The organism is Kitasatospora sp. NPDC057542, from assembly GCF_042801945.1.
In the GTDB taxonomy this organism is placed as follows: domain Bacteria; phylum Actinomycetota; class Actinomycetes; order Streptomycetales; family Streptomycetaceae; genus Kitasatospora.
In genome coordinates this window covers 1-9,568 of sequence record NZ_JBHVFE010000354.1, presented here as the reverse complement: position 1 = coordinate 9,568, position 9,568 = coordinate 1, and the positions used below count along the sequence as shown (strand labels likewise).

Annotated in this window: 9 protein-coding genes and 1 riboswitch; of the genes, 3 read left to right on the top strand and 6 right to left on the bottom strand. The window is 73.7% G+C overall.

Features of this window, described 5'->3' with window-relative positions:
• Positions 1 to 41: 41 nt before the first annotated feature.
• The gene (locus ACFU7Y_RS32445; RefSeq protein WP_224276676.1) at positions 42 to 614 is read right to left on the bottom strand and encodes an XRE family transcriptional regulator; all 573 of its coding nucleotides are present in this window, start codon (positions 612 to 614) and stop codon (positions 42 to 44) included.
• Positions 615 to 764: 150 nt separating this feature from the next.
• Here ACFU7Y_RS32445 and ACFU7Y_RS32440 point away from each other — a divergent pair, with 150 nt between their 5' ends.
• Complete coding sequence (locus ACFU7Y_RS32440) at positions 765 to 1,619, top strand: EamA family transporter (RefSeq protein ID WP_380770520.1); 855 nt, start codon at positions 765 to 767, stop codon at positions 1,617 to 1,619.
• A 1-nt stretch (position 1,620) separates the two neighbouring features.
• Here the strand turns inward: ACFU7Y_RS32440 and ACFU7Y_RS32435 are convergent, their stop codons facing one another.
• Positions 1,621 to 2,736 (bottom strand): HoxN/HupN/NixA family nickel/cobalt transporter, encoded by a 1,116-nt coding sequence (locus tag ACFU7Y_RS32435; RefSeq protein WP_224276674.1) that lies wholly within the window; start codon positions 2,734 to 2,736, stop codon positions 1,621 to 1,623.
• A gap of 30 nt (positions 2,737 to 2,766) precedes the next feature.
• Positions 2,767 to 2,980, bottom strand: a riboswitch (cobalamin riboswitch).
• 81 nt (positions 2,981 to 3,061) lie between these two features.
• Here ACFU7Y_RS32435 and ACFU7Y_RS32430 point away from each other — a divergent pair.
• Both ACFU7Y_RS32430 and ACFU7Y_RS32425 read left to right on the top strand, forming a co-directional pair.
• Positions 3,062 to 3,445 (top strand): metalloregulator ArsR/SmtB family transcription factor, encoded by a 384-nt coding sequence (locus ACFU7Y_RS32430; RefSeq protein WP_224276672.1) that lies wholly within the window; start codon positions 3,062 to 3,064, stop codon positions 3,443 to 3,445.
• A gap of 68 nt (positions 3,446 to 3,513) precedes the next feature.
• Positions 3,514 to 5,187, top strand: a complete 1,674-nt coding sequence (locus tag ACFU7Y_RS32425) for a hypothetical protein (protein ID WP_380770519.1) — start codon at positions 3,514 to 3,516, stop codon at positions 5,185 to 5,187.
• Here the strand turns inward: ACFU7Y_RS32425 and ACFU7Y_RS32420 are convergent.
• The 4 genes from ACFU7Y_RS32420 to ACFU7Y_RS32405 all read right to left on the bottom strand — a co-directional run bounded on the left by ACFU7Y_RS32420 (position 5,184) and on the right by ACFU7Y_RS32405 (position 9,502).
• On the bottom strand, positions 5,184 to 7,193 hold the full coding sequence (locus ACFU7Y_RS32420; RefSeq protein WP_224276668.1) for an AAA family ATPase: 2,010 nt from the start codon (positions 7,191 to 7,193) through the stop codon (positions 5,184 to 5,186). The genes ACFU7Y_RS32425 and ACFU7Y_RS32420 overlap by 4 nt on opposite strands.
• Before the next feature lie 70 nt (positions 7,194 to 7,263).
• Entirely contained in the window at positions 7,264 to 7,590 is a 327-nt protein-coding gene (locus ACFU7Y_RS32415) for a putative quinol monooxygenase (RefSeq protein WP_224276666.1), read from the bottom strand.
• Positions 7,591 to 7,710: 120 nt separating this feature from the next.
• On the bottom strand, positions 7,711 to 8,520 hold the full coding sequence (locus ACFU7Y_RS32410; RefSeq protein ID WP_224276664.1) for a DNA-formamidopyrimidine glycosylase family protein: 810 nt from the start codon (positions 8,518 to 8,520) through the stop codon (positions 7,711 to 7,713).
• A 79-nt stretch (positions 8,521 to 8,599) separates the two neighbouring features.
• The gene (locus ACFU7Y_RS32405) at positions 8,600 to 9,502 is read right to left on the bottom strand and encodes an AAA family ATPase (RefSeq protein ID WP_380770518.1); all 903 of its coding nucleotides are present in this window, start codon (positions 9,500 to 9,502) and stop codon (positions 8,600 to 8,602) included.
• Between the last annotated feature and the right edge of the window lie 66 nt (positions 9,503 to 9,568).

Below are 9,568 nucleotides of genomic sequence, written 5' to 3'. Positions count from 1 at the left end.
TCCCCGGGCTCGGGGAGGCGCCGTTCCGTCCGCTCGACGGCTCAGCGCGGCGGCGGGACGGAGACCACCATGGTCAGCCGCAGCACCCGCTCCCCCGCGTTGCGGTAGACGTGCGCGTACGAGGCGTCGAAGGAGACCGTGCCGCCGGCCGGCACCGGATGGTCCGTACCGTCGTGGACCAGGGTCAGCTCGCCCTCGTCGACCCGGACGATCTCCACCGTCCCGGCCGGGTGCGGCTCGGAGGAGTACTCCTCGCCCGGCTCCATCCGCCACTCCCAGAGCTCCAGCGGCCCGGGCGCCTCGATCCCGTGCAGCAGGGTGCCGGTCCCGCCGGACGGCCCGGTCCACAGCGGCACGACCTGGTCACCGGGCACGATCCGGACGTCCGGGCCCTTCTCGTAGTCGAGCAGCGTGGCGATCGAGACGCCGAGCGCGTCGCCGAGCCGGACCACGGTGGCCACGCTCGGGTTGGTACGGCCCTGCTCGATCTGGACGATCATGCCGCGGCTCACCCCCGAGCGGGCGGCGAGGGCGTCCAGGGTGTGGCCGCGCTCGGTGCGCAGCCGCTTGAGGTTGTGGGCGAGCGCCCGGGAGACGAGGTCGGGGTCCGGCACGCGGGAGTCCTCCGGTGTCCACTGGCTGGAACAGTACAAAATATTCTTCGGAAAGTTCAGTTCATTGCACTACGCTGCCGTCTCGGCAACGAGTCCATCCGACTGTACTTCGGAGTGCATTGTGCTGTCCTCGATCTGCGGAGCCTCGCGGTGACCGCCCTGCTCGCCCTCGCCGCCGGCCTGCTCTGGGGCGTCGCCGACTTCGGCGGCGGCGCGCTCGCCCGACGACTGCCCGCACTCACCGTGGTGGTTGCCTCCCAGGCGATGGCCGCCGCGGTGCTGCTCGCCGCCGTCCTGGCCACCGGTGGCTGGACCGACGCCACCCCGGCACTGTGGTGGGCGGTCGCCGCCGGGGTGATCGGCCCGTTCGCGGTGCTCGCCTTCTACCGCGCCCTCGCCCTCGGCCCGATGGGCGTGATCTCCCCGCTCACCACCATCAGCGTCGCGGTGCCGGTGGGCGTCGGCCTCGCCCCGGGCGACCGGCCCGGCCTCGGCCAGGTCGCCGGGATCGCGGTCGCGATGGTCGGCGTGGTGCTGGCCGCCGGCCCCGAGCGCGGCGGGCCGCGTGCGGCCCGCAAGGCGCTGCTGCTCACCGTCGCCGCCGCCTTCGGCTTCGGCACCGTGATGGCCCTGATCGCCCACGCCTCCACCGGTGGCGGCCTGCTGCTGGTGCTGTGCGTCCAGCGGGTCTGCAACGTGGCCGTCGGTGGCGCCGTCCTGCTGGCCGGGCTGCGCCGCTCCGGCGGGACGGCCGAACTGCTGCCCGGCGTACGGACGCAACTGCCCGCACTCACCGCGACCGGGCTCGCCGACGTCGCCGCCAACGGGGTCTACGCGATGGCCTCGCACCGCGGCTCGGCCGCCGTGGCCGCCGTTCTCTCCTCGCTCTACCCGGTCGTCACCGCACTGATGGCGCGCGGGGTGTTCAAGGAGCGGCTGCGCCCGGTCCAGGCGGTCGGCGCCGGGCTCGCCGTCGCGGGCACGCTGCTGCTCGCGGCCACCTGAGTCACGAGTTCCCGGGCGTCCAGCGCTGCTCGACCCGGGCCAGCTTCCAGTACCCGATCGCGATCGCCCAGACCACCACGAACAGCCCGGCGATGGCGTAGCCGACGTTGTCCAGCGAGATGTCCGCGATGAACCCGGTGACCGGGTCGGTCAGACCGAGCTTCTCGTGCAGCACCCCGACCAGCTCGATGGTGCCGATGATGAAGGCCACCGCGATCGACAGACCGGTGATGGTCAGGTTGTAGTACACCTTCCGGACCGGATTGGCGAAGGCCCACTGGTACGCGAAGTTCATGAACGTCCCGTCCAGGGTGTCGAACAGGCTCATCCCGGCGGCGAACAGCAGCGGCAGGCAGGCGATCGCGTACCAGGGCAGGCCGGAGGCCGCACCCGAGCCGGCCATCACCATCAGGGTGACCTCGGTCGCGGTGTCGAAGCCCAGGCCCAGCACCATGCCCACCGGGAACATCTGCCCGGGCCGGGTGATCGAACGGGTCGCCCGGTTCAGCACCCGGGCCATGAAGCCGCGCGAGTCGAGGTGCGCCTCCAGCTCCTTCTCGTCGAACCGCCCGGCCCGCATCGCCCGGAACACCTTGAGGATGCCGAGCAGCGCCGCCAGGTTGAGTGCGCCGATCAGGTAGAGGAACGCGCCGGAGGCCGTCGTACCGACCATCCCGAGCCACTTGTGGGTGGTCGACTCGTCGTCCATCAGCGTGTTCGCCAACTGCGCGCCGCCCGCCACCAGGGCGGCCATCAGCACCACCATCGAGGAGTGTCCGAGGGCGAACCAGAAGCCCACCGAGACCGGCCGCTTGCCGTCCGCCATCAGCTTGCGGGTGGTGTTGTCGATCACCGCGATGTGGTCGGCGTCGAAGGCGTGCCGCATGCCGAGGGTGTACGCGGTGATACCCAGGCCCACCCCGAAGACCTGGGTGCCGACCGCGTACTTCTCGGGTGCGACCAGGAAGATCAGCGTCCCGAAGGCCACCACGTGCATGGCCAGGATCACCACCATCAACCCGGCCGTACGGACGGTGTCCTCGCGCCGCCATCTGAAGGTGGGCAGGACGGAAGGGGCCGCCTTCGCCCCGGCGGCAACGGTTTCGGGCAGGGTCATCTGCGGATCACGCTCCAGCACCTCGTGGAAAACCTCGTGAGATGCCGTGGCCGGTCTCCTGGCTTACGGGACGCCCGTACCCGCCTTCCCAGGCGCGCGAGGCGCCCAGTGGCTCCGTGGGTACGGACGACGTTCCTCCGCAGGCGGAGGAACGACCCGATCACAGTGGCGAGGGCCGCTCCGGGCTGGGACCCCTGAGGGTCCGTCACCGGTCTTCCCGAGCACCACGGCGGGCTACACCGTAGGGGCCGGGCCCGACCCGTGCAAGGCTGCGCACCTGCGCAGGTGTCCAGGATCACAGCGGAGCGCCTGCAAGAATGTCCGCATGCATCTCGTACCGGCCGACCGCGCGGGCCACCGCACCATCGACGGGCACCGGGTCTGCGAGGCCATCGCCGCGATCGGCGACCCCGCGCACGTCCGGTCCTGGGCCGAGCGGTTCTCCCTGCTCGCCGACCCCGGGCGGCTCGCCCTGCTGCTCGCCCTCCACCGGGCCGGCCCGCTCGCCGTCACCGACCTCGCGGTCGCCACCGGTATGCGCGACCCCGCCGTCTCCCAGGCCCTGCGGCTGCTCCGCACGGCAGGCGTGGTCACCGGCGACCGGGACGGACGAGTGGTGCGCTACCGGCTCGTGGACGAGGCCATGCGCCCCCTCCTGGACGAGTGCGCCGCCGCCGAGCACCACGAACCCAGCGCGGCCGCGGGCTGACTCCTTCCCGCGCCGGCCCGGGAAGGGTGCGGCGCGCCGGAGGCGGCCCCTGCCAGTACGATCATGGTGTGCCGTCCCACCCCCACGCCTGGCCCGCCGACCGCTGGAACACCGACCCGGTCAAGGCCCGCGTGCTGGCGGTCGCCCGCACCCTCACCTCCGCCACCCGGGTCCTGGACGTCCTCTCCCTGCTGAGCCCGCACGGCATCGACCTCTACTTCACCGTCAACCCCGGTTCCGCCTTCGCCGACCGCGCCCTGGACGAGTACCTCCACGGCCTGCCCGGCTTCACCGTGCTGGACTGGGAGGACGCCGTCCGTCGCCACTTCGACCTGGCCGTCGCCTGCGCCGTCCACTCCTCCATGCACCGTCTGGACGCCCGCCTCGTCGTCCTCCCGCACGGCGCCGGCTACAACCGCCTGGTCACCGAGTCCACCGGCGACACGATCAGCGCCGCCGGCCTGTCCCGCAACGAACTCACCCACCACGGACGGGTGTTCGTGGACGTCCTCGGCCTCTCCCACCCCGAACAGCTGGACCGGCTGCGGGTCTCCTGCCCCGAGGCGCTCGACGTCGCCAAGGTGGTCGGCGACCCGTGCTTCGACCGGATGCTCGGTAGCCGGCGCTCCCGTGACGGCTACCGCGCCGCGCTCGGCGCCACCGGCGGCCGACGGCTCGTCGTCGTCAGCTCCACCTGGAGCGAGCACTCGTTATTCGGCCGCCGTCCCGACCTGCCCCAGCGGCTGGTCCGCCAACTGCCCGCCGACGAGTACACGGTGGCCGTCGTCCTGCACCCCAACGTGTGGAGCCGCCACGACCCCGCGGCGCTGCTCGACGACGCCCGCCGGATGGGCCTGCGCCTGATCCCGCCCCACCAGGGCTGGCAGGCCGCACTCGTCGCCGCCGACTGCGTGATCGGCGACCACGGCTCGGTCACCGTCTACGGCGCCGCCCTGGACCACCGCACCATGCTCGTCGCCACCGGCGCCGCCGAACTCGACCCGCGCTCCCCCAGCTACGCCTTCGGCCAGGCCGCACCCGTCCTCGACCCGGACGGGGACCTCGCCGCCCAACTCGAACTGGTCCTGGCCCGGGACCCGGCCGATCTGAGCGACATCACCGGCCGATCGCTCGCCCACCGCGGCGAGTCCGCCCGGCTGCTGCGCCCGCTGCTCTACTCCTTCCTGGAGGGACTGGACGAACCCCGGGACGAACCGGCCCTTCTGCCCTACCCCAGGCCCGTTCCATGCCCCGCGGCCACCGAGGGGCCCACCGCGTACGACGTCAAGGGCACGAGCGGGGGCACGGACGTCAGCCTCCGGCGCTACCCCTTCGACCCGAACGACCACACCCCGCGCGGCTTCCACGCCCTGACCGACGAACACCCGGGCGACGCCCTGCGCTACACCGCCGAGGTCCTCGCCCGCACCGCGGTGCACGCCGAACGCCCCGCCACCCGCTGGCTCGCCGACACCATCGCCGAACTCCCCGGCCTCGCCGTCGCGGTGGCCGCCCTCGGCCCGGCCCGCCACCTGCTCCGGCTGCGCACCGGCCTGCTGCTGGAGGCCCGCGCCGAACCGGACTGGGGCTGCCCCGACCCCGGCATCGACCCGCTGCTGCTCGGCTCCGCCGTGGCCTGCTGGCTCGCCGACGGCGGCGACCCGGCCGGCCTGCCCGAGCACGGGCTCACCGTCCGCACCGGCCGGCACCACACCCGGGTGTCCTTCCGGACGGGGCCCTAACCCGCCAGTTGCCGCAGCCGCTCGCGGCTGCGCTCGGCCAGCCCCGCGTCGTCCAGCTCCTCGGCGAGGGCGAGGAGCAGGGTGTGCGCCTGCGCCTCCTTCGCGTACTGGCTCCGCCTCTCGGCCTGCCGGGCACAGTCCTGCGCGTGAGCGACGGCGAGATCCAGCTGCCCGAGCGCCCGGTGGGCCCGGGCGCGGACCAGCGGCAGCTTCATCAGCATGTCGTCGTCCCCGGTGGCCACGGCCCGCCCGGTGGCCCCGGTCAGCACGGTCAGCGCCTCCTCGGCGCGCCCGTCGGCGATCAGCGCCTGCGCCAGGTTGTAGCTCTGGACGATCTCGCCGTGGTCGTCGCCCCGGTTCTCCGCCAGGGCCAGCGTGAACCGCTCCACCGCGTCGCCCGGGCGGCCGTCGGCCAGGCAGAGCAGGCCGTCGGTCTCGTAGAGCACCCCGACCACCTGACGGTCGGTCACCAGCGGCACCTGCTCCGTGGCGAGCGCCAACTGCTCGGCGGCGAGCCGGTACTCCTTGCGCTCGTAATGGGCGCGGGCGAGCTGGTTGCGCATCCGGACCACGGCGTCCGGCCGGTTGTCCCACTGGGCCGACTCGATGCCGAGCCGGTGGGTCGCGATCCAGTCCTGGTAGAGCTTCCGGCCGTGGTAGAGCAGCCAGAGCGACTCGCAGAGCCGCCACACCTCGCCGTGCCACCCCTGCGCGGCCGCCTCCTCCACCACCGCACGGAAGTTGGCGCGTTCGGCGTACAGCCACTCCAGGGCCGCGGTCCCGGAGGGGAAGCCGGGCAGGTCGTCACCGCTCCGGTCCTGCAGACGGAGCCGCTTCCCGGCCAGCGCGCGGTCGGCGACCGACGCCCGGCCCCGGTAGTACGCGACCACACCGGCGAGGAGTTCCCCGCGGTCGGACAGCTCCCGCGTCCGACCGTAGGCGTGCAGCCGCACCACGTCGTGGGCCCGGAAGCGGTTCTCGCGGTCGTCGTCGTCCACCACCTCGTCCAGCAGGTGGACGCCACGCAGCTCCTTGATCGCCCGCTCGGCCCGCTCGACGCCGACCGCACGTGCCAGTTCGGCGGACACGAAGGGACCGGGGTGCACCCCGATCAGGTGGTAGAGCGCCCGCCCCTGTGCCGACAGCCGCTCGTAGACCAGGTCGTACGTCGCGCCGAGATCGTTCTCCTCGTCCTCCAGCACCGCCAACCCGCCCTCCCGGTCGTGCAGTTCGGCCACCACCCGGCCGACCGGCAGGCTGTCCCGGTCCAGCAGCTGGCTCCCGACCGCGTTCAGCGCGAGCGGCAGCCCGCCGCACAGCTCGACCAGTTCCGCCAGTTCCCCGTCGGTGCCCCGCCCGGAGCCCACCCAGCCGCGCACCAGTTCGGCGCCCGCCGTCGCGCTCAGCGGCCCGAGTCGGCGCACCTGCGCGCCGTCCGTCCGCAGCGCGGGCAACCGCCGCCGGCTCGCGACCACCACCAGCCCGCTGGACGGGAGCAGTGCGCGGACCTCCGCGGCGTGCTCGACGTTGTCCAGGAAGAACAGGCACCGGCGCTCGGCGGTGGCGGTGCGGAAGGCTGTGAACCGCTCGGCCTCCACCGCCGGCGGCTCGGTGCCGAGGGCCCGGAGGAAGCCGGCCAGCAGCTCGGGGAGGTCCACCCCGCCCTGGTGCCGGTAGGCCTCCAGGTCGGCGTAGAGGTCCCCGCCCGGGAAGTGCTCCCGGTGGTCCTCGGTGAACTTGGCGATCAGCTCGGTCTTCCCGACCCCGCCGAGGCCGGTGAACACCACGACCCCGAGTCCGCCCTCCTCGACCCGACCCAAGGCCTCCGCGAGCGCGGCGAGTTCCGGCTCCCGGTTGACGAAGGGACCATGCGGAGGCCGGATCTGATGCGGCCTCGGCAGCGGCTCCCGCTCGTGGAAGTGCACCGACCCGATGTCCCGGGCCTGCACCACGTGGCCGCCCACCGTGGCACCTGACACGGTGTTGGCCACCTCGTGCCGTTCCATCCGCCTGCTCCCTCCGGCCGGTCGGCCCCAGCCTACGGGCTGGGCACCCGGCCGGAGGGGCCCTCGGGTGTCACCGGGGGGTGATCTCGCCCATCTCCGCCCAGCCGTCCAGGCCGGGGATCTCGGTCGAAACGATCCGCGGCTTGGCGGCCACCGCGTACGACAGTTCCTCCATGGCCTTGGCGAAGTGCGCGGACTCCACGTGCTCCTTGCCCGCGTCGCCGTCGCGGAACGCCTCGACCAGGACGAACTCGTTGGGGTCGTCGACGCTGCGGGACCACTCGAAGAAGAGGTTGCCGGGCTCGCGGCGGGTGGCCTGGGTGAACTCGTCGACCAGGCTCAGCCACTCGTCGGCGCGCTCGGGGCGGACCGGGAACTTGACCGTAATGAAGATCATGGGACTTCCTTTCGCTCCACGTTCACACGTGGCAGTGCGGACAGTGGCACGCGGCTCGGCGCGCACGACGTCCATCGTCGCAGGTCAGAGGGCTGCCTACGACACGGGGCCGGGCCCCGCTCACACCGCCTGGCAGGTCGGGCACCAGAAGAGGTTGCGGGCGGCGTGCTCCTCCGTCCGCACCTCGGTGCCGCAGACCAGGCAGGGCATGGCGGCCCGCCGGTAGACGTACACCTCGCCGCCGTGGTCGTCGACCCGGGGCGGGCGGCCCATCGCCTCGGGGGTGTGCTCGGGACGGACGGTGTCGATCCGGCCGGCGGTGACGCCCTCGCGCATCAGGGCGACGAGGTCGGCCCAGATCACGTCCCACTCCCGGCGGGTGAGGTCGCGCCCGGCCCGGTGCGGGTCGATACCGTGGCGGAACAGCACCTCGGCCCGGTAGACGTTGCCCACCCCGGCCAGCACCTTCTGGTCCATCAGCAGCGCGGCGACGGTCGTCCGGCTGCCCGATATCCGGCGCCAGGCGGCCTCCGGGTCGGCGTCGGCGCGCAGCGGGTCGGGGCCCAGCCGGGCGGCGACGGCGGCCTTCTGGTCCTCGGTGACGAGCGCGCAGGTGTTGGGGCCGCGCAGGTCGGCGTAGCCGTCCGCGTTCTCCAGCCGCAGCCGGACCAGCCCGACCGGCGCGGGCGCCGGGCCGGTGCCGAAGGTGAAGCCGCCGTAGAGGCCGAGGTGGACGTGCACCCAGGCACCCTCCTCGAAGCCGAGGAAGAGGTGCTTGCCGGTGGCCTCCGCACCGCTGAGCAGCTGCCCGTCGATCACCTTGGCCTCGTCGGCGAACCGGCCCTGCGGGCTGGAGACCCGCACCGGGCGGCCACCGAAGGCCTTCCGGTTCTCGGCGGCGAGGCGGTGGATGATGTGGCCTTCGGGCACGGGCGTCAGCTCCTCCGGGCGCTTCGACTGGACCTGTCCATCATCGCAGCCGGCTCCGACAGCTCCGCGACGCCGCAGGTCAGCGGACCGGAATGCCCATCAGCCGGGCCAGGATGACGCGGTCCAGCTCGGCGGCCGTCCCGGCGACGTCCAGGTAGGAGTTGTCGATGATCGGCAGCCCGGAGTTGTACCAGCCGGCCATCCGTCCGTGGATGCGGGCCACCTCCTCGTCCCCGAGGCGGCGGTTGCCGCTGCGCCGGGCGTTGCGGCGCAGCACCGAGTCCAGGCTGGGCAGCAGCACGACCGGGATCATGCCGGGGCCGATGTGCCGCTTCCAGCCGCCGAGGCCGATCGCCGGGCGGTCCGGGAAGACGGCGTCGTCGATGATGCAGGAGATGCCGTTGGCCAGGTAGTTGCGGCAGGCGAAGCCGCAGGTGCGGCGGGCCAGCCGGTACTGCGCCTCGGCGGAGTTGTTCCAGCCGGCCTGCGGGTTGGCGAAGCCGGACTGCACCCACTCGCGGACGTCGTCCAGGCTGATGTGCGCGGTCGGGGTGGGCCGCCGCTCGGCCCAGTGGCGGGCGACGGTGGTCTTGCCGGCCCCGGCCGGTCCGATCAGCAGGACGGCGATCGGCCCGGTGGGCGCGTGGTGCTGCGGCGGGTGGGTGGGCAGTTGGACGGGCGCGCCGGACGGCAGCACGAAGTGCCCGGTGCCGCCGGCGGGCACCGGCGCGCTCGGCGCCGGAGCGGCCGCGGAGGCCGGAGCCCGACGAGCGGCGGGCCCGGGGCCGGTGGGCCCGGGAGCGGTGGGCCCGGGAGCGGTGGGCCCGGGAGCGGTGGGGGCAGCGGGCGCCGGGCGGACCGGCGGCGGAGACGGAGGGGAGACCGGCGCCCCCGAGGACGTCCCCCGTGTACCGCCCCCCGGCGGCACCGGCGGAGCGACAGGACGCGGCGGGACCTGCCCACCTCCGGCGTACTGCGTCACGGCACCTCCCGACACCTTTCAGCGGGGACACTACACGGCGGCCCGGCAGCGGGCACAGTCCGCTGC

Coding starts and splice junctions, on each gene's coding strand:
- ACFU7Y_RS32435 (WP_224276674.1), bottom strand. CDS start 2,736: ATGACCCTGCCCGAAACCGTTGCCGCCGGGGCGAAGGCGGCCCCTTCC.
- ACFU7Y_RS32430 (WP_224276672.1), top strand. CDS start 3,062: ATGCATCTCGTACCGGCCGACCGCGCGGGCCACCGCACCATCGACGGG.
- ACFU7Y_RS32420 (WP_224276668.1), bottom strand. CDS start 7,193: ATGGAACGGCACGAGGTGGCCAACACCGTGTCAGGTGCCACGGTGGGC.
- ACFU7Y_RS32415 (WP_224276666.1), bottom strand. CDS start 7,590: ATGATCTTCATTACGGTCAAGTTCCCGGTCCGCCCCGAGCGCGCCGAC.